Origin of the sequence: Vibrio sp. NC2 (assembly GCF_025195005.1) — a bacterium.
Taxonomy (GTDB): Bacteria; Pseudomonadota; Gammaproteobacteria; order Enterobacterales; family Vibrionaceae; genus Vibrio; species Vibrio splendidus.
In genome coordinates, this window is the sequence record NZ_JANVFC010000002.1 from 119,650 (window position 1) to 144,860 (window position 25,211).

Below are 25,211 nucleotides of genomic sequence, written 5' to 3' on the forward strand. Positions count from 1 at the left end.
ACCTAGCTCACCACTTGGGTGTGAACCTACTGGGTTAAAGTAACGCAGCAGCGTAATGCTCCAATCTGGATTGGCTTTTTGGAAATCGGTTAAGCACTCTTCAACCATTAGTTTACTACGACCGTAAGGATTGGTTGCGCTTGTTGGAAAATCTTCGGTGATAGGCACACTCGCAGGATCGCCGTAGACCGTTGCTGAAGAGCTGAATACTAAGGTTTTTACACCAGCGTCACGCATTGCATCAACAAGGACTAACGTGCCGTTCACGTTATTGTCATAGTATTCAAGAGGCTTAGCCACAGATTCACCAACCGCCTTTAGGCCAGCGAAATGAATAACGGCTTCAATGTTGTGTTGCTTCATGGTTTCAGTCAAAAGCGCTTTATCACGAACGTCACCTTCAATGAAATTAGGGCGAACACCAGATACTTTTTCGATACGCTCTAGAACGCTTGGTTTACTGTTATACAAGCTATCAAAAAGTACAGGTGTCATTCCTGCGTTGATCATCTGGATACTTGTATGGCTACCGATGTAACCCATGCCACCTGTAACTAAAACATTCATGTTTAGCAGACCTTTTAATTAAAAATATTCAACCTATCACTTATGATACAACAACTTAGGTAGAGGTCACAAACGCCTACGGCTATTAACTATCACGAGAGAACACAAATTGACCTTTTCCTTTGCGTTTTGCTTGGTACATCGCCTCATCGGCAACCTTTAGAATCACGTCTATATCACGCTCTGAACCATCAACTAAGTGTATGCCCAAGCTCGCTCCAACATGAAGCGAACGCTGTTTATGGGTCACCTCTTGCCCGATCAGCTCCAACAGTCGCTCCGCTAACTTAGCTAACAAGACTTTATTGGTCTGTTTAATAATAAGAACAAATTCATCACCCGACAAACGTGCTACCAAATCTCCTGCACGAACTTGAGATAGCAACCGGCTCGATACTTCTTTGAGGATTTCGTCGCCCGCATCATGTCCATAGTTATCGTTAACGTGTTTAAAGCCATCGAGATCCAAATAGATAACCGCAAAATGCTGATTAGAATAATGGCTAGACGTGACGACATCATCCATCACCTTATACAGCTGAGCTCTGTTGGCCAAACCCGTTAATGCGTCGTGATGAGCCAAGTGTTCAAGCCTTTCCATCTCTTTGACATTAGATAAATCAGACAGTGTGAGTACCATATCAAACTCGTCTTTCTCGTTGCCTGACGAAACTCGATTCACTTTTACAAACATTGGAACCAAAGTGCCAGATGCACTCTTCTCCCATACCTCGCCTTGCCACTGCCCATAATTTTCCAATGAACTGCGAATTGTCGGCATTAGGGATGAAAACTGTTGCCAAGAAAAAACGTCAAATGGTGTTTTGCCCACCAGCAGATCAGCGTGATAACCAAGAAGTTGGGTGACCGCTGGGTTTACCATGGTAATTACATTGGATGAATTCAGTACGATTAAGCCGTCTTTACTGTTCTCAAAAACACCCGCGGCTATACGCTGGCGACTCATGGCCGTTTCTATCCCCGTGACATCTTGGATTGCATAAAGAATACGACCGTGCTTTGACAACGAACGGCTGCTCACACGAAGCCAGCGTTTTGAGTTAAAGAGATCAGTGGTTTCGAGTAGTTCGTCATTCAGCTCAATATTAGCGTCGATAACCTCTTGTAAGAACCCAGTTTGCTTTGTCGCGATCAACTCTTGGATCAATAAATTTTCAAGAAACGCTTCGGTACACTTAAAAATGTCACGAGTGGCAGCGTTCGCATTAACGATGAACCCTTTTTCATCGGCTACCAACAACGAGTGCTGAACAGTTTCAATTACCTCATTCGCAAACGACTTTTCTTCTTGTAGTTTATCTAGCGTAAAATTGATTTGGTTGTCACGATGTTGAAGTCTTTCGAGCATGGTATTAAAAGCTCGAACCAGATCCCCTATCTCATCGTGGTTCGTTGCGACTAATTTTGGTTGTTCTGAACGACGTTCAACAAAGGCTTGCATCGCCTCATTAAGGTCAAACATTGGATCGATAATTAAGCGTTGAACCAATTTGACCAATCCCCCACCTAAGATCACCAGAAATAGCAGGTAGACGGCCGCAACCTTGAAAATATTCGTTAAGATCGTATTAAACGTCTCTTTTGATATTGTCACTCTCAAGTTAGCGATCACAGCGTCATCCAACGTCACCGGAACAAGCAAAAAGATGAAATTCTCGGAGATGGCAAATTGGTGATCCGCGATGTCATTTAATTCATCGGTATTCGGCCTTGGAACCAACGTATTACTGACTTGATAACTCGCAAAAAGCTGTTCGTTAATGTCATAGAGCTTCACCCTGACGATATCTTTATCCGCAACAAAGGCTGACAAAATCTCCTGAGCCGAAGATTTATCCTCAAATAGAATCGCGGCTTGTAGGTTATAGGCAACCCCTTGTGCCAACACTTTAACTCGCTGAATAAGACTCTCTTTTTCTCGCTCAAAAGTGACAGTGTAATTAACTGATTGAATCGTCACAAAAGTAACCACGATGAAGATGACAATCGGTAATATCAGCTTGTTTTTAATCGATAAATTATTAATGAAAGACAACATTATTGGCCCTCCACTATAGCGATTCGTAATAGGTTTGAGCCGATGACGTATTCACCGCGTCTTGCATTCACTAAGTTGATCTTAGGCTTTAACTTATTATCGATGTGCGTTAGCTCAATGACTCCTCCCATGTCCGTAAAGTTTGGGATATCACTAATCGTCACAGTATGTGGTGAGTGGGCTTTACGGCTAAATTCATCATTATCGAGATCAGATAGATAAGTGATATCACACTTAGGAGTCACCAATTGATGTACTTGAATAGCGAGAGAACGAATAGATTTCCCTTGTGTAATCGACGTCAGTGCTGTGCTTACCTTCTCATCGCCAATCACGCAGAAGTTAACCGTATTCATTGTGCTTTCGTCGTTCCAACGAATAAAGTTGGCAATTCTAAAAAGGTACACCGCTTTCACTTCATAAGGCTTGAAGCTAGCCGCAGATGTATTCAAAGGCACAATAAACATAGCTAAAGTGGCAAGGCTGAGTTTATTAAAACCGAGTTTATTACGGTACTTGAGCCACTTAGAATTCATGAGAGACCCTCACATATACAGACTCTTGGTTGACACAAATCTCGGTAAGTTTTTGTGTCACTTTCGAAGCCGTTTCCATTTCAACATCTAACATAGACAACTCTTCAAGGCTCATCGACATGAGTTGGTCTAAAGAGTTTTCTTGAGCAGCTACAAAAACAGGTGTCGTTAATGCTAGTCCTAAGCAAACCTGGCGCGATATCATGTGCTCACCTAATATACAGATAGATATTAATCCTTTAATCAATAGTTCAACTATATATGAAATGCCATACTGGTAAATTTTCGGTGTCGAAAGTTTGAGTCAGGTCACTGTTTATTTATGGCATTTATAAGACCGTCATTACTTACCTCAACGTAAAGGATTAGCACCACGTGACAACGAAGATTTTGCTTAATTGCGACATGGGAGAAAGTTTCGGCAATTGGAAGATGGGCGATGATGAGTCGGTCATGGAATGGGTCGATATGGCAAACATCGCTTGTGGCTTTCATGCGTCTGATCCGCACGTTATGTCCAAAACCATAAAACTGGCGCAGCACTATCACACCCAAATTGGTGCTCACCCTGGTTATCAAGATTTAGTTGGGTTTGGTCGCCGTTCTATTCCTCATACCATGGACGAGATCAGTGAGCTGGTTTGTTATCAAGTCGGTGCACTACAAGCGCTGTGCCGCTATCACCACACCTCTGTTGGCTATGTGAAACCTCATGGCGCCCTTTACAACGATATGATGGCGAACATTGATGTGTTTAATGCGGTAGCCCAAGCCGTCGCTGAATTTAACATCCCCTTGATGATTCTCTCTTCGTCAGACAATCAGCAGTATTTAGATATTGCTGACGATCATGACTTACCCCTCTTGTTTGAAGCGTTTGCCGACCGTGCATACTTGAATAATGGGCAGTTATCGCCGCGAACTCAAAAAGGCTCGGTTTACGTTAATCAAGACGACATCTACAACCAAGTCATGCAAATCATTAACTACGGTTCGGTCACGACCATTGAAGGTGAAAGACTGCCGATTGAAGCCGATACCATCTGTGTTCATGGTGATAATCCCCAATCTATCGCATTAATTAGAAAAATCAGACAAGACCTCAACGCTTTTAACTAATATGAAGCGTGTGATTCGTATGGCGCATGGTCTTATCGCTCGCCTTACGAGCACTTAACCAATTGCTCGTAAGGTCTAATTGCTTTGTATTGGTTTGGACACGGAAGTGAGACACGCCAAATAAGCAAACAAAAGACAGTAAGTAAATCAAAGGCAAACAAACGTATGGAAACGAAATGACGACGAATCAAATTGAGTTCAATATAGCGCCAGTCGCAGAATGCAGCGTTTTGGTGACCTTGACGCTATCGCCTTCAAATAATCAATCTAGCGCTCAATATGCGCAGTACATGGCTCATTTTTCCGATGCTATTCGTCAAAACTTAGCGTCGGTGTTGATGAATGTGACACCTGCTTATCACACCATTCTGGTTGACTACTTACCTTATAGAATTTCAGAACATCAGCTCATGGAACAACTCAACGCCTTGTTGAGTCATGCTATTTCGTCCTTCTCTAGTGTTATTAACACGCGTAACACTATCGAGCTTCCCGCTTATTACTCACCAGAAACAGCACTCGATTTAGACCGATATCAAGCCAAAGGCCTGTCGCTGGATGAGATCATTCAACATCACACCTCACAGACTTACAGCGTCAGTGCCATTGGGTTTACGCCTGGTTTTGCGTTTATGTCTGATGTGGTCAACGAGCTTGCTTTGCCTCGTCATTCAACCCCACGTTTAAGTGTACCGAAAGGCAGCATCGCCATCGCGGATACGAAAACGGCGGTGTATCCTTCGGACTCACCGGGCGGTTGGAATATTATTGGCAATTGCCCGCTCGCACTGTTTGATCACAGCCAATTGAAGAACGCTGATACCACGCAAACGCCGCTGTCTCTGCTCAATGTCGGTGACACAGTCCGTTTCATCGCGATTTCAAAACAAGAATTTGTAGAGCTTAGGCTTATGGAGATTAGTGGAGATGTCGCTAATGGTTAACACAATAGCTAAACCAACACTAACAGTGATTAAACCTGGCCCGTTGAGTTTGATTCAAGACTTCGGACGATTTGGTGTCGCTCATCTCGGGTTGACACAAGGTGGCCCTGTTGATGATTACTCGTATAGCTGGGCCAATCACCTGCTCGGAAACCCAGTCAACCAAGCGGCGTTGGAAATCACGCTTGGGCAATGTGCGTTACGAATCGATTTTGATTGCGAGATGGCGTTATGTGGTGGCGATTTACAAGCGAAGCTCGATGGCAAACCACAGTCTAACTGGCGCACTTTTCAAGCTTTCGCAGGGCAAGTTCTCGCATTTGGTTTACCTAAAAATGGTCTAAGAGCGTATTTAGCCGTTAAGGGTGGCTTCGATGTCCCATCAACTCTTGATAGCTGTTCTACGGTGACTCGTGAAAAGATTGGTGGATTAACGCAAGATGGAGAGCCATGTCAGCAAGGGCAAAAAATTGCGTTTACCCAACACAAACTCTCTCGCCCGTTTAAAGCGTTGAGTGTCACCTTCCGATACACGCCTAATTACAACCTACCAGTGAACCTGCGAGTGATTGAAGGCTATCAAAGCGAGCTGTTCTCCGAGTCAGCAAAAGAGACTTTGTATAACGCACAGTATCACGTTGACCAAAATTCAAATCGCATGGGCTATCGACTGAGTGGTGAATCGGTTGATTCACCTGATATTTCGCTATTGTCAGAAGGCATAGCCTTAGGTGCGATTCAAATCCCCCAAGATGGGCAACCTATCGTGTTGCTTAATGACAGGCAGACCATTGGTGGCTATCCGAAGATTGGATGTGTCGCCAGAATCGATTTACCGCGCTTAGCACAAGCCAAACCTGGACATGAGGTCTCGTTTAGTAAAGGCGATCGCTTAGGATTACAAGATGTGTGGTGCCAATGGGCTCAATTTTTCGGTTATTGATGCGCCCCTGTAGGTAAAAGCCACTTAAATTAAGAACATGAGCAAGACGTATAAACTAAAAATCCAACTTACTGTTTGCAGCAAGCTGGATTTTTTTGGTAAGGCCATCATGATTTAAACGCTAGGAGAATCAGCGCAATTTTAAGCGTGATCTTGGCCTGATACCTTTGCAAGGGCTTCTGGGTATCCACGTTCTTGTGTCAAATCTATCGCTCTATTCTCAATATTACTTAGATTAAGTGACATTGTCACTGAGTGTGTATCTTCAATCGATACTGACTCTGCGACATCAAACCAATGCTCAGCAACCTTTTGTGCAGCCTCTAAGGTTGAGGAAGCTTTGACTACTTCAAGTCGAGCATAGCGATCACCACAGAATGAAACGTCTGAAGCTCTTAAGCTCGGATCGGTTCCCGGAATCTGCTGTGCACCGAACAGAGGCTTACCACCTACCAGTGCAGAGCTAAAACTTGGGATGAACTGAGACATATGCGTTATCGCAGCGCGAGTTCTTAATTCAAGCTGCTCTTCACTCCAACCTGATACGATTTTCTTAAGAAGCTTAGAAGGCAGCTGAGGTTGTGATGAATCTGTTGATGATGAAACAAGCCCCCCCTCAAACAGAGTAATCCCTTCTGTCATACCGTGAAGTTGGAATACACCATCAGCGTACGGTGTTAGCTGAGCCATGCCTTGCGGTGTGCCTCTCGGGCCATGGAAGATAACCTCTGGCCACTCTTCCTTACACTCTTGCGAATACGGCCACTCTGTAACGTATGCGGCTTTGAACTCAACAAGCCTTTGTTGCTTAGAACCGACAAAGTCATCCACGATGCCCGTTTCAAAGCCACTTGCATTAATCAAGTAGTCGGTCGTTAAATGACAGCTTTGGTTCTCAGCGTCTGTATAAGTCAAAGACCAGCCTTGCTCTAACGATTCAACAGATTGTAATCGGCTGTTGGTTAATACTGAGCAATTCGATTGTTGCCCCAAAGACAGTTGAGCGGTTGCAGACAAGCGGAATACACTCCAGCCATACTCTTGAACTATAGCAACAGGATACTTAAGGGTTTCTAGATCCGTATGTTTAGCGAAAGGAATACACCAATCATCAAGCGATGTTGGTTTTAGAGGCTGTGTTTGGGTGGCAAGTGTTAATAACTCTTCTTTGCTGTACAGCTTGTAATACTCTTCCGGCTTACCAAGCACTTGGTTACTTTTATCTTGATTAACAAGTTCAGCATAAGCGTCCTTGATTATCTTTAGACGCGGAAGTAGATCCAACGGCTCTCCACCATCACTGTGTGGAACAGCGATAATTGTCGGACGAATATTGATCGTGTGGGGAAACAAGCGGACGGTATCAATTGACTGCGTGAGCAACTGAAGACACTGCTCTACAGAAATATCTCGATACAAATTGCCGCCAGCGTGCAGGTGGCAAATTGGTGGACCATTAACCAAACTCGGCCCTTTTTCCAAGATAGTGACCTTAAAACCCAACTCACTAAAGTGAATCGCGCTTGTTGTTCCGGCAATACCACCACCAACAATGGCAATAGAAGGCTGATTTGTATCCGTTTTTTTGTGGTTCATCGTGTTCTGTAGAATAAGATTAACTGCCGCTATTCTACTTTTGTTCTGCGATGAATTAAAACACATTTTTATCAAGGTCTTAGTTAAGTGGGATTTAATATCTATGTAAAAAACATAAATAATCTCTTGACTCAATAACTCCAGATAGAGTTTTAAAGGTTATTCTAACAGTCAAAATTGTCCTAAGTGACGCCACATAAAGGCTGCATCAGTACTCTTAAAACATAGATGTTAACTTATCCCTAAAGTTATCCACCGTTTTTGTGGATAACTGTTGATAACGTTCTTGCTAAGTTGCGCAAACCCTTTGTTTACAGGGACTAACCGCTGTTCATTAAATCGGCATTATTGTGCGATTAGTTTTAAAAAACACTAAAAAATTGGAAAATTAAGGTGCGATATTCGTTACTTGTGCTACGCATTGGTCAAATAAAAAACGGTCTAAAGCGACGCCTTATAAATAGTGCATGACTAAATATAAATAATGTCACTTTTAGACCGTTTTAAGCATTTGTGAGATCTCGCTAGAGACTAGCCAAAATCCTTGTTTACTGGTGCCAACAAACGTTTGATTAAGCTATTCACTACCGCGGCCAATGTGATGAACGTTAGTACGGGTAGCGCTATCCACAGCATTGGGTGGAGTGAAGGTTCTAACTCGAAGCCAAAGTTCATTACCCCTGCAACACTGAGCTCAGAACCCAACGCAGCAATCGAGCCAGCCACTAGCGCCATTAACCCGTATTCACACCAAATCGTGTTGAGAATTCGCTTCTTACTCGCACCTAGAGTGCGGTACAAACGTATCTCTTGTTGTCTTTGAAACAAGCTCAATCGCAACAGAGTAAAGATTAGCAACAACCCTGCTACCACACCCAAAGCCGCAAGTACGGTTATCGACCAAACAATCTGTTTGAGCAACTCTTGGATCTTGCTACCCATCTTACGAATATCCATCAAACTCACGGTTGGGTGATTTCGAGAGAGTTCGTTGAGCATCTGATTATGTTGTTCTTCTAGTCGGAAACTCACGAGCCAAGTAGAAGGAATAGAGCTCAAAACATCTGGCGTAAATATGAAGTAGAAATTTGGCTTCATTTCTCGCCACTCTACTTTTCGGATGCTGTTCACCTTGGCAGAGACATTCTGGCTGTTGATTGTGAACGATAGCTCATCGCCAATCTTTAGACCCAGCTGTTCCGCGACATCGGATTCCACAGATACGCCCTGCTCTTGTGTCCAACTGCCTTCTAACACTTCATTGTACTCAGGCAGGCTATCTCCCCATGTGAAGTTGATCTCGCGGCTTAGTGCATCTGTTTCTTCTGAGGTCTCGCTGTATTTTTCCGCCTCAACGCCGTTAATGGTTGTGAGTCTTCCTCGTATAATTGGAAACGCTTGAGTACGCTCTACTTCGTTTGCATCAATCGTCTCGAGATAACTGTCTTTCTCATAGCTCGCAATATTCAGCGCAAACGCATTTGGCGCGTTTTCAGGTAAGGTTTGCTGCCAATCCGACAGCAAGTCACTTCTCACTAGCCATATGATCGATAGCAGCATCAAAGACAGCGCTAAAGAACCAAATTGAATCCCTGTTGCTAATGGTGTGCGATTAATTCGGCTCAATGCCAAGCGCATAGATGTCGACGTCGGCAGCTTGCCGACCAAACGCAGAACAAACGTACTGACAATCGCGAGCACAAAGAACAGGCAAGCGATACCCGCTAGAACTATCCATACCAACAGGTTATCGCCGTACATCAGCATCATTGGAATAATAGGCACCAGCAACAACAGGTATTTCTTGTAGCTTTCATTGGACTGATGACTTGATTGAATCACGCTGATTGCCGAGGTGTTTACCAAGCCAATTAACGGAATACCAAGAGCAGGCACACCAATGAGGATGCTTGATAAAATCGCCAAAATGACAGGTTCAATACCATAGCTAGGAAGTGGTGTTGGCAACAAATCACCTAAAGGTATACGAAGTAGAAACTCTAAGCCGACCCCTATTGTAATTCCAAGTACAGCGCCGATGATCACTAACAGAGATACCTGTACAAACAACCATTTAACGATCCACTGCTTGCTTGCACCCAAACTCTTAAGCATCGCGATCGTTTTACGGCGACTCGCAACATAATGTTGGCAAGTAAGTACCAAAGTGGTCGCCGCCATTATCACAACGATAGCCACAGTTAACGAAAGATATTGAGTCGTGCTTTCGAACATGTCGTTAGTACGGCTCGCAGAGTCTTGAGTACGCCAGCGATCGCTTGGTGTTAATTCTACGCTGTCTTGCGCGGCTTTCAGTTTTGTATCATCACCGTTTAGAAAAAGCCTAAAGCTTACACGACTGCCCGGTTGAATTGCTCCAGTGGCCTCGATATCGCTGGTATGAATTAGCACAGCTGGCATTTGTTGGAATGGGTTAAAGCTCAAACCTGGCTCTTGGGTGATACGCCCTGTTATCGTTAAATCGGCATCGCCAATAGTGACATTGTCACCAACCTCAACATCTAGCTGCGCAAATATACGCTCGTCTAACCAAAGTTCACCTGGCTCAACATGGTTACTTGATGCTTTATCAGCACCCTCTAAGATCATTTCACCGCGTAATGGGTAATTACTTTCAACCGCTTTCACCGTCACTAGCTGCATCGAGTTATCACTGAATGCCATCGTTGAAAAACGGGTCAACTGAGAGCTTTCTAACTGTTCAACCTGAGTGAGGTCTAGCAAGGGTTGCGGGATTGGGTTTGCTGAAATAAACACACTATCGGCAGTAAGTGCATCTTTGCCTTGTTTAACAATCACCTGCTCCATACGTTCGGCCAATGCCGACAATGCAAAAACACACGCAATGATCAGTGTTAATGCTATGGAAACTGGCCACAACTGACCGTGTCGAATCTCTTCGACACTCCATGAGAACAGGCGTTTATTCAGTCCGTTTGATGAATTCAATTTAGACTTCCTCTATCTGACCGACATGCATCTTAAGTGTTCGTTGGCAACGTTGTGCGAGTTTAGGATCATGCGTCACTAGAACAAGCGTTGTGCCGTGGGATGAGTTCAACTCAAACAATAACTCGACAATTTTGGCTGCCGTTTGTTGGTCTAGGTTGCCTGTGGGTTCGTCAGCAAAAAGGATTTTTGGCTTGATCATAAAAGCACGAGCTAAAGCGACCCTTTGTTGTTCACCGCCTGATAGCTGAGATGGCAGGTGATCAAGCCTGTCTTTCAAGCCCACTGACTCAAGCAAAGCCGTCGCACGTTCGATATCTTCGTCTTCACCTTTAAGTAAACAAGGAAGCGTGACATTTTGCAGCGCAGAAAGGCTTGGGATTAATAAGAAGCTTTGAAATACAAACCCTACCGATTCACTGCGGATCTTAGCCCTTGCCTCATCATCAAGCTGTGAAAGCGGCTGCCCTAATAAACTGATTTCGCCTTTCGTTGGCACATCAAGCCCTGCAAGCAACGTCATTAGGGTTGATTTACCTGCACCAGATGTGCCGACAATCGCGACAGTTTCACCTTCACGAATATCAATATCGACGTGCTCTAGGATTGTTAAATGTTCTTGATTAGTAGACACTGTCTTCGAAACAGCTTCTGCTTTAATGATGGATGTATGCATGACTCGACTAATTTCCTTTTTATTCTTTATTATATTTTCAACCGCTTCTTTGGCTCAAGATACCGAGTTAGATTCTAAGTTACTGGTACTTGGTGATAGCTTGAGTGCTGGTTATAACATGGACATCAAACAGAGTTGGCCAAGTCTATTGCCAAACGCATTAGCGAAGCATGACAAAACAGTTACCGTGGTTAACGGCAGTATTTCGGGTGACACAACCGGCAACGGGTTAGCTCGTTTACCACAATTGCTTGAAGAACATGCTCCAGACACTGTTCTTATTGAACTCGGTGCAAATGATGGCCTTCGTGGCTTCCCACCTAAGCTGATGTCTGCGAACCTTGATCAAATCATTGAGCAGATAAAAGCTGCGGGCGCCAAGCCAATCATGATGCAGATTAAAATCCCACCGAATTACGGTAAGCGTTACAACCAGCAATTTGAATACGTTTTTGCAGCGCTTGCTGATCAACAAAATGTGCCGCTTTTGCCATTTTTCCTTGAGCATATCATCCTTAAACCTGAGTGGATGATGAACGACGGACTGCATCCAAAACCAGAAGCTCAACCTTGGATCGCTGAATTCGTCGCCGAAGAATTATATCAGTATCTTTAAGTTTTAATGGTCTAGCTCAATAAATTTTACACAGCTTTACGTTAGCCTGAGTGCATATCACCGTTAACTGTAAGGTTATTTATGCTGATCGAACCTATTATCAAGGGTGTGGTAGCCAAAAGCGCTCACCCTCTTGGCTGTCAAGAAGCCGTAAAGCAACAAATCAAGTTTGTTAAGAGTGCGCCGCAAATCAAAGATGGCCCTAAACGAGTACTGATTATCGGCGCTTCCTCAGGCTTCGGCCTTGCCGCTCGTATTGCCGTGACCTTTGGCGGTGCAAAAGCTGACACCATCGGCGTCTCATTCGAGCGCGGTCCTAACGAAAAGTCCCTCGGTAGTGCTGGTTGGTACAACAACATCTACTTCAAGAAAGAAGCCGAACGAGAGCAACGCACTGCTATCAACATCGTTGGCGATGCATTTTCACAAGAAACACGTACACAAGTTGTCGAAGCCATTGAAACCTACTTCGAAGGTGAAGTGGATCTGATTATCTATAGCTTAGCGGCTGGCGTTCGACCTAAGCCAAATTCTGATGAGCTTTGGCGTTCTGCCATTAAGCCTATTGGTGAAAGCGTTACCGGCGCGACTATCTCGCTAGAGCACGACAACTGGGTGACAAACACACTTGCTGCAGCGACGGAAAAAGAAGCCGAAAGTACCCTTAAAGTCATGGGCGGCGAAGATTGGGAACAGTGGATAGATGAGCTCATCAACGCTGAATCCATTGCCCCAGGTTGTAAAACCATCGCATTTTCTTATGTTGGTCCAGAAGTCACGCACCCTATTTATTTAGACGGCACTTTGGGACGCGCTAAAATAGACCTTCATCAAACCAGCCATGCGCTGAATCTTGAACTAGCAAACTTCGGCGGTAATGCCTATGCGACTGTGTGTAAGGCACTCGTCACCAAAGCCAGTGTGTTCATTCCGGGGTTAAGCCCCTATCTGCTCGCTTTATATAAAGTGATGAAAGAGAAAGAGACGCACGAAGGTTGTATCCAACAAATGCAGCGTCTGTTTAGTAGCAAACTCTATGGTCAATCAAAAGTCCCTCTGGACGGCGAACGCCTAATTCGTATGGATGAATGGGAACTCGATCCAGAAACCCAAGCCCATGTGACTGAGCTACTTGAAGCTATGGATGAAAACAACTTCCAAGCAATTGGCGACTATCAAGGATTCAAAGAAGAGTTTTTACAGTTGAACGGGTTTGCTCAACCGTCGGTAGACTATAAAGAGAAACTTAACACTGATGATTTTATAAAGTTAAAGCCTTAATCGAAACTTATCTCATTACTGAGACCCAGATTCACATTTGAAAACCTCTGCAAAATTGCAGAGGTTTTTTTGTGCAACATTTCTTATACTTAGTAAAAGTAAGATTCACAGTTTATTTGGTTCATCTTAATTAACACAGGATGTGTTGATGCATTTAGCATAATTGACTCGGAGTCATATGAAGAAGATAAAAACGATAGACTTAGATATCCCTGACGATATGGCCTCCAGTTGGCAGAATATTGTCGACCTCTTGGCTCAAATCACTGAAGTTCCCGCCGCACTTATCATGCGCGTTCACACCAACTACATTGAAGTTTTCTCTACCAGCCGCAGTGAGGATAACCCTTACAACAAAGGCGATTCTGAGACCTTAGGAAATGGGCTTTACTGCGAAACGGTGATGGAATCTCAGCAACAGCTTGTGGTGCCCAATGCGCTTGCCGATCCTGATTGGGAAAACAACCCCGACACAAAGCTTGGCTTAATCTCTTATTGTGGCATTCCGCTGTTTTGGCCTAACGGCGAATTGTTCGGTACTATTTGTATCTTGGACTCGAAAGAGAACCACTACACACCTACCTATATCAAGCTATTAGAAAGCTTTCGTACCTCGATAGAATCCCAGCTTAAAACCTTGTTTCAGCACGCTAAACTCACCCAAATGAATCGTGACTTAAAGAACCGGGTTTACACTCGCACTAAAGATCTCGCGAGCCTCAATTATTCTTTAAACCAAGAGATTGATAAGCGAAGAGCGGCTGAACAAAAGATAAACTTCCAAAAGAATCATGACATCGGCACCGGTTTTTTGAACCGAACCGCATTCGAGTCTCGCCTAAATAACAAACTGTCGTCACAGCAAAGGCTGACGGACAGTTCATTTGCGGTTATTCATATAGGGTTTACGAATGGAAGGCGTATACAGGCTCGATATGGTTATGACGCGTTAGACCAAGTGTTAGTTGAATACCGACAACGTATCGACAGTATCTCGGATATCGAGGTACTAACTGCACGCCCTACTTCTATCGATCTAGTACTGGCGTTCAGCGTAAAAGATTTGCACCAACGCCTAGAAGAACTTTGCCAGACGCTCGTTAAGGTCGGCCATTCAGAGTTCGATATCGACAGTGACAAAGTACATTTGCATGCCTTTATCGGGATCGCGATTACTGATAACGAAGATGATGCGGAAAGCATTCTCCAGAAATCATCAGAAGCCATGCTCGCCTGTAAAGATTCCGGACAAAAATTCGCTTACTACTCTCAATCTCATACTGAACAACAAAGTCACATCAATAAGATCGAAGGTTATTTGCTTCAAGCTGTCCGTAATGATGACCTCATGCTCTACTTTCAACCTAAGGTATGTCCATTAACGCATCGTTGGGTCGGTGCTGAAGCCCTACTACGTTGGCGCCATCCAGTATTAGGTGATATCTCCAACGAAACCTTGATACATATGGCCGAGCAAAACGGCTTGATTTTCGAAGTCGGAAGCTTTGTTCTGCGTAATGCGATTGAAAAAGCGAAAGAGTGGTCCGAATACGTTGAAGATTTCAAGATGGCTGTGAATGTGTCTGCAATTCAACTCAAGAATGTGCACTTTGCGGAACAAGTGGTTCACCTACTCGAAACCTATCACCTAGAACCCCACTTCTTGGAACTCGAGGTGACAGAAAGTGGCCTGATTGCCGATGAAGTTGTCGCTAAGAATACCTTAGAATCGCTGCATGACATTGGCGTTACATTGTCACTGGATGACTTTGGTACAGGCTACGCGTCTTTCAGTTATCTCAAGAAATTTCCGTTCGACACGATTAAAATTGATAAGAGCTTCATCGATCAGATGCTTAACTCACACGAAGACTCGGAAATCGTTCGTTCTATTGTCCAAATCGCGAAGAAGCTCGACCTAAAAGTCACAATTGAAGGCATAGAATCGGAAGTTCAGGAGCAATTTATTATCAACGAGGGCTGCGATGTGGGCCAAGGTTACCTTTATGGGCGGCCAATGCCGAGCCAAGAATTCGAACACAGTTTAATCAATCAAAACTATTTGGGGACAACCCGTTACGCTTAAAGCGAAAAAGAGCAGTTTGTTTTGGATTTAGGCCTACTTTCTCTTTACTCTAAAGGTGGTGATTTTTATAATCGCCGCCTTTCTGTTTTAATCTTCCCTTTATATAGGCATTCCTCGTTATGGATCAGTTGACTGCAAAGCTTAAAAAGCTCGAAAAACAAAACTTCCGCGCATATCAACAAATTAAAGGTCAATACGACTTTGCTGATTTCGAATTACACATCGACCACGTTCAAGGTGACCCGTACGCATCTTCTTCACGTTTTCGCGCAACACGCGCCTGGTCGTTAACAGGGTTAGGTTGGCTGAAAGAAAAGTCTTACGAATACCAAGTAGCAGCGCGTGATTTTATTGCACGTAGCTTCTCTGAATTTGCTAAGCAAGAAACGACTGTGTCTATCGCACTAACAGGCCAAACTGTTTTGGATAACACATCTGTGGTTTTCACCGAGCACGGTATCGAAATTCGTTTTCGTATCAACCTACCGGCTGATGGGCGTAGTATTCTTGCAAAGAAAGCAATCAACATCATTACATTCTATTTGCCTAAATTTATTCGTCGCGCAACGCTTGAACGCGAACTCAACATTGAAGCGATGATTAAGCATTGTGAAGCCGTTGAAGACCAAGACGCGTTGCGTGCGCAATTGGAAGAAAACAACCTAGCGGCATTCGTAGCAAATGGCAGCGTATTACCTCGTATTGCTGGTAACTGTGACCTACCAATGAAAGGTGCGGTGCCTTTTGCTGCTCCAGAATCGTTGAGTGTTACTTTAAACACACCGAACCAAGGTGATGTGACTGGCCTAGGCATTCCAAAAGGTATCACGCTAATCGTTGGTGGTGGTTTCCATGGTAAATCTACGCTGTTGAACGCCGTTGAACGTTCTATCTACAACCATATTCCTGGTGACGGTCGTGAAGGTATCGTGACGGCGACTGATACGATGAAGATCCGCGCTGAAGATGGCCGCTGTGTTCACAACTTGAACCTATCAAATTACATCAACCATTTGCCGATGCAAAAAGACACATCTGATTTCAGTACACAAGATGCGTCTGGCTCGACATCGCAAGCCGCTTGGTTACAAGAATCAATTGAAGCAGGCGTTCAAACGCTACTTATTGATGAAGATACGTCAGCGACTAACTTCATGATTCGTGACGAACGTATGCAAGCGCTAGTATCAAAAGGTGCTGAGCCAATCACGCCACTTGTTGACCGTATTGGCCAACTACGTGAAGAGATGGATATCTCTACCATTGTTGTAATGGGGGGTTCTGGCGATTACTTAGATGTGGCTGACACTGTGATTCAAATGCACGATTACCAAGCGGTAGACGTAACTGCAAAAGCACAAGAAGTGATAGCTCAACACCCTACTCAACGTACTAACGAATGTGAGACGGCATTAGAAACGTTTGTTCCTCGTTCGTTAAACCGCGCAGCACTGATGAATATTCTTACTGACGGTAAGTTCCGTGTTAACGCCAAAGGCAAAGAGTCTCTGCGTTTTGGTAAGGAATTCGCTGACCTTTCTGCATTAGAGCAGTTAGAGTCAACATCAGAAGTTAACGCGATTGGTTGGGCATGGTTCCAGTTTGCACAAACTCCAGGTTGGTCAAATAACCCAGCTAAAGAGTTTAGCGCTATCTTAAGCGATGAGTGGCACGTGAACATGCCAAACTACGGTGACTTAGCGAAACCAAGAGTATTGGATGTAATGGCCGCACTAAACCGTATGCGTAAGTCTCAGTTCAAACCTTCAAACTAAGTTAGATTCAAGCATCATAAATTCTATTGACGGCTCTCATTCTGAGGGCCGTTTTTTTATTCGCTAGCTCTAGATCTAAAGCCTTAAGACCGTCTCCTGCCTCACTTTTCTTGTTTGAAGATAAAACCCACCAATATTGTGCTTATCCTAAAAATCATGACACAGCTTTTACAAAACTATGGCGATATTCATATAAAGTTCCGACTCGATAGGTGTAACTAAATGTAACAAACCCTTGAGGCTTCAATGAATCATAAACGCGTTAAGATGCGTGACCATAAAAAAGAAGTAAATCTGTTCAAAAATCGTGTAACCGTTGCGTTTTGTGGGATCTTGCTGTTCACTCTTGTCTTAGTCGGCAACCTTTACCGACTTCAAGTCGAAAATTTTAAAAGCTATCAAACCCGTGCCGATGGCAACAGAATCAAAGTATTACCTATTCCCCCGACTCGCGGGCTTATTTACGACCGCAATGGTGTGTTGCTCGCCGAGAATGAACTCGTCTTTAATCTAACGATGATTCCAGAGCAAACTGATGATGTCGATGCAATGCTTACCAAGTTGGACAAATACATCCCGCGAGAGGCTGAGCAGATTGCTCGTTTCAAAAAGCGTTATCACAACACTCGCCGTTTCAAATCTGTCACGATATTAGAGAACCTAAGCGAAGAAGAAATTGCTAAGTTCTCAGTGCACCAGTACCAATTCCCCGGCTTATCGATTGATACCAGCTTGAAACGATTTTATCCAAATGGAGAAGTACTTACCCATGTCTTGGGATATGTCGCACACATCAATGATAGCGATCTTAAGAGACTAGAAGAAAAAGGCATCGAAGCGAATTATCAAGCGACTACCATTATCGGTAAGCTTGGTGTCGAACGCTATTACGAAGACATTTTGCACGGTACCAAAGGTTATCAAGAAGTCGAAGTAAACAGCCGTGGGCGAGTCGTCCGCACCATCGAGTATGTAGCTCCGGTAGCAGGAAAAGATATCGTTTTAAATATCGACCTCGAACTACAAAAATACGTATTCGATCAGCTTGATCACCGAACAGGCAGCGCGGTCGTTCTTGACCCGAAAGACAACAGTGTACTTGCAATGGCATCAAGCCCCAGCTACGACCCGAACCTCTTTGTCGACGGTATTTCTAGCAAGAACTATCAACGTTTGTTGAATGATCCTGCTCACCCGTTGGTAAACCGCACTACTCTCGGCGTTTATCCTCCGGCGTCAACCGTGAAACCATTTATGGCTGTAGCGGGACTGCAAGAACATGTCATCTCCGAGGATACGATTCGTAATGACCACGGCTCATGGCAAATTCCCGGTTCCAAACGCAACTCTAAATCATGGCGTGACTGGAAACGCTGGGGTCACGGCCCTGTCGACGTTACTCAAGCCATTGAAGAGTCAGTGGATTCGTTCTTCTATCAAACCGCTTTTGACTTGGGCATTGACCGTATCTCAAGCTGGATGAATCGCTTTGGTTTTGGTGAACCGACAGGTATCGATATCTATGAAGAAAGCACCGCCAACATGCCGACTCGAGAATGGAAGATGATGCGCTATCGTACCCCTTGGTATCAAGGTGACACTGTTCCTATTGGCATTGGCCAAGGTTATTGGACATCGACACCAATGCAACTGGCAAAAGCGACTTCAGTGTTGGTCAATCATGGAAAGGTGATGCCACCTCATATCCTGAGAGCAATCTTGGATCATGGTGAGGACTTTGACACACAACAACTCGTTACACCTGAACCTATGCCGTCTATCACTGAAGTCCCTGACAAAATATGGGATGTACCCATCAATGCAATGAGACTGGTAAACCACGGTAGTCGAGGTAGCGGTAGACGCGCATTTAAGGGAACCAACTACACTAGCGGCGGAAAATCAGGTACGGCACAAGTATTTGATCTTGCGAAAGATCAGGTCTACAACTCGAAGAAGTTAGCTAAGCATTTACTCGACCATGCGCTTTACACGGCTTTCGCACCTTACGAGCACCCTGAGTATGTCGCGACGGTGGTCATTGAGCACGGCAACGGCGGTTCAAAAGTTGGCGCGCCATATATCCGTAAAGTACTCGATTATGCATTTGAGCATAAAAGTGGTGAAAGCAAAGACCAGTCGTAGCACCATTAAATGAAGTAGTAACGACGCTTAATATAGTTACAGAACATAGCGTAATGACGACAAAGCCCCACTTGTGTCACTCACAATGTGGGGCTTTTCAATTTTATATATTAGGGCCTAAATTTCACTTTATCTAAAGGGTCATAAACCGCGCAATAAGAGTTACTTTCGATTACGAGCTTCGTAATACATTCCATGCTTCACAGAGCGTCTGGAATTTCGCCGTATTTCCCTCGTCCCGATCTGGATGCCAGCGCAAAGCCAATTGTCGCCATCGCTTTCTAATCTCATGGTGAGTCGCGTCCAACGGTAACTCAAACAAATTTAACGCTCGGCTTCTATCCATATCGAGTTCATCACCACCGACAAACTTTCTGTACCGAGTCCAGAACTCGTTCAGCAGCCTTTTGACTTCGCCCTCGTCCGCTTCATAGTTAACCCAATTAATGTAGTATTCTCGCAGTGGGTCTTGATGATCGATGCTGTGACTGCTTCCGTGATACCGACCATTCATCAATTCAATGTCCATCGCTTGGACTTGTAGCCAACCATCAGGGTGTAAGGTTTCTTGAAGCTGATAAAGCGCATTCATGATGAGGAAGTTCTTTTTAAACAACTCTTTCTCAGGTGCTGGGTCTAGCACCGGCACAAATCCAAGGTCGTTAAGGTGAACCGCCAATGTGTGTACTTTCCAGCCGCTTGGCTTTTGCTTAAGCACTTCCATAATCGGCCAAAGCAATGGATTCTCCATATGGCAATGAAAGTTTGATCTCACCTCTTGATGATTCGACATAGTAGACTCAGTTAGCTTTTCTGTATTAATGGATGACTAGGGTATTGGATACAATGAGCAACCTACATCATAACCATTGACGTATCTCTTTTAATTGAAAGCGATTTTCTGCGATTTGTCGAGCTAATGGACCAACAACTTTCAAACGCTTGGCTCAAAGGCACCCTTTCATCATGAAACCGAAAGTCATTAAGTGAGTGCAACCGCCATCAATGCAGAAGTGAGCCTGCGGTACCGATACAAAAAAGGTCAGCAATTTAGCTGACCTTTGATATCTATACCAATTTTAGTACGAAAGATTTCGCTAATTAGATAACGCCAAGTTCTCTTAGGCGCTCCATTAGGTACTCGTTTGCTGTGTACTTTTCAGACAGCACAACTTCCGGTTTCGGGTGAAGGAATAGAGGCAAAGAGATACGAGATTTCTCTTGGCGTTCACCTGATGGATTGATTACACGGTGAGTTGTCGATGGAAAGTAACCACCCGATGCTTCTTGAAGCATGTCACCAATGTTGATGATCATGTTGCCGAAGTCACATGGAACATCTAACCACTCGTCGTTTTGAGCTTTAACTTGAAGGCCCGGCTCGTTTGCTGCAGGAAGAACAGTCAGTAAGTTGATGTCTTCGTGTGCTGCTGCACGGATAGCGCCTGGCTCTTCGTCACCTTGCATTGGTGGGTAGTGAAGAACACGAAGCAGAGTCTGCTCACTGCCGTTGATCATTTCAGACAACGCGATAGAGAACTTCTCTTGTACTTCTTTAGGAGCATGAGCTTCAACCCATCCTAGAAGCTCTTGAGCAAAAGCATTCGCACGTTGGTAGTAATCTAGAATCTGTTCTTTTAGCTGCTCAGGAATTTGGCCCCAAGGGTATACGTGAAAGTACTCTTTGATGTCTTTTACAGTGTGGCCCTTAGCAACTTCAGACACTGATGGTGGAAAATATCCATCTTGTGTTTCAACATTAAAGTGGAAGTTCTCTTTTTCTTCAGAGATGAAGAATTGGTACCAGTTTTCGTAAATAGACTCAACAAGCTCTTTCGGGATTGGGTGGTTCTTAAGAACACCAAAACCAGTTTCACGTAGAGAGCGAACAAATTGTTCTGCTGCGTCGTCAGCAAGGTAATCGACAGTTTCCAGTTTCATGACTTTTCTTTCTTGTTATGTAGTGATGAAGCGATTTTAAGGTTCGCTTTGTTGTAAATCAAACTTTTGTGAAACTCTCGCAACCGTTTGTCTAGATACTGGGCGATAACGCCAGTTTTCAACAAATATGGTGATTACAGCTCAATTGAACACTGTTCAATATTATGTAACACTATTAAAAACTTCGACGAGAGATCTCGATATGACAATTACGCCACTTGCTCAAAATCGACCATTGCTTTCATTAACGACGCTTTATCTGATTGTGTTTCTATTTTCAGCATTTGCTCCCTCTTCAAGAGCAGTATGGATTGCCGAAATTGTCCCGGCTCTAGCGATATTGGTGGGTATCTGGTGGTTATCAACAAAGCTGACCTTCACTAAGACAGCCTACGTTTTGATGTTTATCTGGCTGATACTACATACGATAGGCGCGAAATATACCTTTGCAGAAGTGCCGTTTGAATGGTTTAACAACATGATTGGCTCTGAACGTAATAATTTTGACCGTGTCGCGCATTTCTCTATTGGCCTTTACGCCTACCCACTCGCTGAGTATTTGATTCGTAAGAAACTGGCTCAACCGGTACTGGCATGTTTCTTTGCCTTATTTGCGATCATGAGTGTTGCAGCAGGTTATGAGATTATTGAGTGGTGGTACGCGGAGATTGCAGGTGGTGATGAAGGTATCGCGTTCCTTGGCTCACAAGGTGATATTTGGGATGCGCAGAAAGACATGCTGTGTGATACAACGGGTGCTATTGTCTCGCTATTACTTCTGAAACTTCAAGGGCGAGTTAGAGCTTAAAGCTTTATTCTGAGTATCAAAAGTAACGTTGAAATGCCAAACACAAACTGTGCTGTGGCATTTTTTGTTTCACCGTGACGGGTTATTTCATCGTTACCTTGCCACCAACAAACTTGTAGGCTGGCGTACCTCGAACCAAGGTATCTCGCGCGAATTCAATCCCACATTCAGGGCACACACATGGCTCTTTAGTGAAATCTTCAACAATACGTTCCTTAAAACACTTCACTAGTGCACCTTTGCCACCTTTCCGATACTTAAAAAGTTGCGTTTTGCATTTCGCACAGAAAATCTGAACCGTTTTGGTCGGTTGTTTCTTGTTTGGTTTAGCCATAGAAGTTAATGATTGAACTCTTTATTTCTTAAGTTTAGGTGCGACAAGAACCAAGCTTATCCCGAGTAAAATAACGGTCGATGAGATAATGAATTGCATGGTGACCGGCTCGGAGAGTAACAAGACGCCACCGAGTGTCGCGATAACCGGCACAGAAAGCTGTGCAATGGATGCGACCACTGTATTCAGCTTTTTCACCACGTAATACCACAAACTATAACCCACACCAGAAGCCACCGAGCCCGATATAACCGCGTAAATCAAACCTTGCTCAGTGATAGAGACTTGAGGCATTGCATTAGGTATTACAACTAGAAGGCTTAAACCTACAAGGATAACTAGCGAGCTAAATCCAAAGTTAGCGGTCGTCGATTGCAGTGCGTTTAAAGATTTCTTTCCTGCCAATGTGTAAATACCCCACCCAACTCCGGCCAGAGACATCAAGATGATAGAAACTAAGTCTGGTGCCTGTGTCGATTCAGTTGGCATTAACAAGTAAACAAGCCCTGCCACCGATAACAAACATCCGCCCCACTCAAGTAATGACATCCTGTTTCCAGAGAACAAGTGTGCGGCAATCATCGTAAATTGTACTGCGACAAACAACACCAGCGCACCAAGACCTGCACCAAGCTTTAAGTAAGCGAATGAGAAGCCAAACATATACACAAGCAGTGACAATATTGATGTGTATTGAAACTGTGACTTTAGCTTTGTATATACCGATGTGCTGTTGCTTGCTAGCTCTTGCTTAGATTTTGATTGGGAAGATAAAGTGAATAAAATCAGAAGTGTAAGCGCACCAGACAAGATGCGTACGATAGAAAAGCTCAAAGGATCAATCGTTTGATCCATTAAAGCCCAGCGACACAATACTGAATTAGCAGCAAAGGCCACCAGCGTAATAAATGTAACCATCACAGTTTGCATCGTTTTGTCCTAATTGAGTTGTTTTGTCCTAATAAGTGTTCTTGGGTTTCAATCAACGTTGGATTTCAATCAACGTCAGGCTTCACCCAAACTTGACTAAAGTCGAACCAACCTAATGCATTACATTTTGCGTTCTGCAACGTACCACATTGATCTTTGTTAACGCCCAACCAACAGTGGAACATCGGAATTAACTGATTGCTTTGCACCAGTTGTTTACCTAACTGTCGTGCTGGGAATTGCTCGAATTCGCCTGAACGCCAACGATCAATCATGTGACACCATTGGTCGAAATCTTCAGCTGGGCTAGATTCATCAAGAAAACTGTAATCCATTAACCAACCGGCCAATGCATCGTCTCTATTATTAGCGATACCCATTGGATTAATCCAAATATCAACATTATCGGCGTGTGGAGGATCGGTTTCGTAACCGATAAGCTCAACATCGACATTATATTGCTTCAACACGGTGACAATCGCTTTGGCAAGTGTTGGGAACATCGGGTGTTGGCATTGGTACGCCAATCTAATGGTAGGTTTCGCATTTGCTGGTGGACAAACTGGCGTGTTTAACTTTATGTCATACCAACCAGGTTTTATCCCATATGCGTGCAGAACGCCCAAATCGATGACGGTCTCTTTTGGGATATGAACAAACAGATCCGCTGCATTCAATGCGTTAGACAAAAACTCCGCCCATGCGGGATCTTGTGCGATGCCCTTCTTTCTATTCAACAGTAAATACGTACAACCGGGATCAAGCTCTACTTCATCACTATCACCACGGTCGGCCATCACCGGTTTCGAAAGGCTTGGGTAAACCATAGAGGAATACGCTTCATCAACCACCCAAACCTCAACGCGATCAATCAACGGCCTGAAACCAAAGTATCCGTTGAAAGCCGTTAGTACGAGTTGCTTCTCATCGTTCTTCTCAATGCGATACGGCCCCGTACCAATTGGTCGAATATCGTAGTCTTCGCCACGTAAAATCATCGGTAAAGTGACCTTAGCGACCGACTCCGTGAGCGCGAGTGGGAAATACTTATCTGGGCGCGTTAAGAAGACATCGACCACGCAATTTGCGGGTGAAGAGACATCTTTAATATGCGAGAACAAATTGAGTGGTTCGAGCGCAAGAAGCGTGTCGACAACATGGTTCGTTAATAGAGGCTCCCCGTTATGAAAACGGACACCCGGCCTTAAGAAGAATCGCCATTGATAGTCACTGATTTTTTGCCATGAATGAGCAAGATCGGGTTGTAACTGATCATTTTCATCCAGTCGCGTTAACCCACTGAAGACTTGGCAGGCAATATGCTGCTCTGAACGTCGCATCGATTTTGTAGGGTTAAGCATTGAGAGCGGTCGGTAATAAGGCAAACGAATGACCTGCTCACCTTCTTGATATTGCACACCCAAATAGTTTTGAATAACCTGAGTAAGCTTGGCAGCATTGTGGTCAAGCACTGACAGCGCCTGACCAATTTTACCTTCCTGTAAGTACCGCCTCGCTAAGTTTTCACTGACATCGCAACGATTCTGCTTAAAGATAAGTTGAGATAACTTACCTCGGCCAGCTGCCGGTAGCCATTCTACCCAGCCTTGTTCTTCAAGTTTGTTGAGTACCATTCTTGCATTACGACGCGTACAACAGAGTACATCTGTTATGTCATCGAGCTGAACATCAGAATCTTTACCATCGAAGTATTCAAACAGGGTTTCAAATTGAACGCGAAGTCTTGGGCTGCTCATAAAGAGGAAAACTTATTCAAAGGACATTGAATTCAGTTTCCCTATTTTAAGACGTAAAATCAATCTTACTGACGTGTTTTTATTGCGAATTATTGGGTATGACGTCCCAAGATTTTATTCAAACAGAA

21 protein-coding genes are annotated in these 25,211 nt (G+C 44.1%); 9 read left to right on the top strand and 12 right to left on the bottom strand.

Annotated features, from left to right (window positions below):
- From NX845_RS04285 to NX845_RS04300, 4 genes are all read right to left on the bottom strand, one after another.
- A partial coding sequence (locus NX845_RS04285; protein ID WP_260256568.1) for a UDP-glucose 4-epimerase occupies positions 1-567 on the bottom strand: 567 nt, incomplete at its 3' end.
- An 85-nt stretch (positions 568-652) separates the two neighbouring features.
- Complete coding sequence (locus NX845_RS04290; protein ID WP_065681475.1) at positions 653-2,626, bottom strand: diguanylate cyclase domain-containing protein; 1,974 nt, start codon at positions 2,624-2,626, stop codon at positions 653-655.
- A complete protein-coding gene (locus NX845_RS04295) occupies positions 2,626-3,162 on the bottom strand; it encodes a YfiR family protein (protein WP_065681474.1) in 537 nt (178 codons plus the stop codon). Before NX845_RS04295 ends, NX845_RS04290 begins: the two co-directional genes overlap by 1 nt.
- Positions 3,152-3,367 (bottom strand): hypothetical protein, encoded by a 216-nt coding sequence (locus tag NX845_RS04300; protein ID WP_065681473.1) that lies wholly within the window; start codon positions 3,365-3,367, stop codon positions 3,152-3,154. The genes NX845_RS04295 and NX845_RS04300 overlap by 11 nt, the downstream gene beginning before the upstream one ends.
- A gap of 170 nt (positions 3,368-3,537) precedes the next feature.
- On the opposite strand from NX845_RS04300, the gene NX845_RS04305 reads away from it, so the two are divergent.
- From NX845_RS04305 to NX845_RS04315, 3 genes are all read left to right on the top strand, one after another.
- On the top strand, positions 3,538-4,281 hold the full coding sequence (locus NX845_RS04305; RefSeq protein WP_017095551.1) for a 5-oxoprolinase subunit PxpA: 744 nt from the start codon (positions 3,538-3,540) through the stop codon (positions 4,279-4,281).
- Between the two features lie 176 nt (positions 4,282-4,457).
- Positions 4,458-5,225 (top strand): allophanate hydrolase subunit 1, encoded by a 768-nt coding sequence (locus NX845_RS04310; protein ID WP_017095552.1) that lies wholly within the window; start codon positions 4,458-4,460, stop codon positions 5,223-5,225.
- Positions 5,218-6,168: a biotin-dependent carboxyltransferase family protein gene (locus tag NX845_RS04315; protein ID WP_029406024.1), complete on the top strand. Its 951-nt coding sequence runs from the start codon at positions 5,218-5,220 to the stop codon at positions 6,166-6,168. Before NX845_RS04310 ends, NX845_RS04315 begins: the two co-directional genes overlap by 8 nt.
- 141 nt (positions 6,169-6,309) lie before the next feature.
- Here NX845_RS04315 and NX845_RS04320 read toward each other — a convergent pair whose 3' ends face one another.
- From NX845_RS04320 to NX845_RS04330, 3 genes are all read right to left on the bottom strand, one after another.
- Positions 6,310-7,764, bottom strand: a complete 1,455-nt coding sequence (locus NX845_RS04320; protein ID WP_260256569.1) for an NAD(P)-binding protein — start codon at positions 7,762-7,764, stop codon at positions 6,310-6,312.
- 531 nt (positions 7,765-8,295) lie between these two features.
- Positions 8,296-10,734 carry an ABC transporter permease gene (locus NX845_RS04325; RefSeq protein WP_065681471.1) on the bottom strand — a complete coding sequence of 813 codons (2,439 nt, stop codon included), beginning with the start codon at positions 10,732-10,734 and terminating at the stop codon, positions 8,296-8,298.
- Position 10,735: 1 nt separating this feature from the next.
- Complete coding sequence (locus tag NX845_RS04330) at positions 10,736-11,410, bottom strand: ABC transporter ATP-binding protein (RefSeq protein WP_004730959.1); 675 nt, start codon at positions 11,408-11,410, stop codon at positions 10,736-10,738.
- Here NX845_RS04330 and NX845_RS04335 point away from each other — a divergent pair.
- From NX845_RS04335 to mrdA, 5 genes are all read left to right on the top strand, one after another.
- A complete protein-coding gene (locus NX845_RS04335) occupies positions 11,409-12,026 on the top strand; it encodes an arylesterase (RefSeq protein WP_004730957.1) in 618 nt (205 codons plus the stop codon). The genes NX845_RS04330 and NX845_RS04335 overlap by 2 nt on opposite strands.
- Before the next feature lie 81 nt (positions 12,027-12,107).
- On the top strand, positions 12,108-13,307 hold the full coding sequence (gene fabV / locus NX845_RS04340; protein ID WP_065681470.1) for an enoyl-ACP reductase FabV: 1,200 nt from the start codon (positions 12,108-12,110) through the stop codon (positions 13,305-13,307).
- A gap of 178 nt (positions 13,308-13,485) precedes the next feature.
- Positions 13,486-15,393: an EAL domain-containing protein gene (locus NX845_RS04345; RefSeq protein ID WP_017079223.1), complete on the top strand. Its 1,908-nt coding sequence runs from the start codon at positions 13,486-13,488 to the stop codon at positions 15,391-15,393.
- A 119-nt stretch (positions 15,394-15,512) separates the two neighbouring features.
- The gene (locus tag NX845_RS04350) at positions 15,513-17,168 is read left to right on the top strand and encodes an ABC-ATPase domain-containing protein (protein WP_004730952.1); all 1,656 of its coding nucleotides are present in this window, start codon (positions 15,513-15,515) and stop codon (positions 17,166-17,168) included.
- A 246-nt stretch (positions 17,169-17,414) separates the two neighbouring features.
- Positions 17,415-19,313: a penicillin-binding protein 2 gene (gene mrdA, locus NX845_RS04355; RefSeq protein WP_065681469.1), complete on the top strand. Its 1,899-nt coding sequence runs from the start codon at positions 17,415-17,417 to the stop codon at positions 19,311-19,313.
- A gap of 172 nt (positions 19,314-19,485) precedes the next feature.
- On the opposite strand, the gene NX845_RS04360 is transcribed toward mrdA, so the two are convergent.
- Together NX845_RS04360 and NX845_RS04365 are read right to left on the bottom strand one after the other, a co-directional pair.
- Complete coding sequence (locus NX845_RS04360) at positions 19,486-20,106, bottom strand: DNA-J related domain-containing protein (RefSeq protein WP_065681468.1); 621 nt, start codon at positions 20,104-20,106, stop codon at positions 19,486-19,488.
- A 308-nt stretch (positions 20,107-20,414) separates the two neighbouring features.
- The gene (locus NX845_RS04365; RefSeq protein WP_004730947.1) at positions 20,415-21,254 is read right to left on the bottom strand and encodes an isopenicillin N synthase family oxygenase; all 840 of its coding nucleotides are present in this window, start codon (positions 21,252-21,254) and stop codon (positions 20,415-20,417) included.
- Between the two features lie 202 nt (positions 21,255-21,456).
- Here NX845_RS04365 and NX845_RS04370 point away from each other — a divergent pair, with 202 nt between their 5' ends.
- On the top strand, positions 21,457-22,062 hold the full coding sequence (locus tag NX845_RS04370; protein ID WP_004730945.1) for a DUF2238 domain-containing protein: 606 nt from the start codon (positions 21,457-21,459) through the stop codon (positions 22,060-22,062).
- A gap of 82 nt (positions 22,063-22,144) precedes the next feature.
- Here NX845_RS04370 and NX845_RS04375 read toward each other — a convergent pair whose 3' ends face one another.
- The 3 genes from NX845_RS04375 to NX845_RS04385 form a co-directional block, all read right to left on the bottom strand.
- Positions 22,145-22,396 carry a hypothetical protein gene (locus tag NX845_RS04375; protein WP_017082269.1) on the bottom strand — a complete coding sequence of 84 codons (252 nt, stop codon included), beginning with the start codon at positions 22,394-22,396 and terminating at the stop codon, positions 22,145-22,147.
- 21 nt (positions 22,397-22,417) lie between these two features.
- Entirely contained in the window at positions 22,418-23,326 is a 909-nt protein-coding gene (locus NX845_RS04380; protein ID WP_065681467.1) for a DMT family transporter, read from the bottom strand.
- Between the two features lie 65 nt (positions 23,327-23,391).
- Entirely contained in the window at positions 23,392-25,083 is a 1,692-nt protein-coding gene (locus NX845_RS04385; RefSeq protein WP_017079218.1) for an SgrR family transcriptional regulator, read from the bottom strand.
- Between the last annotated feature and the right edge of the window lie 128 nt (positions 25,084-25,211).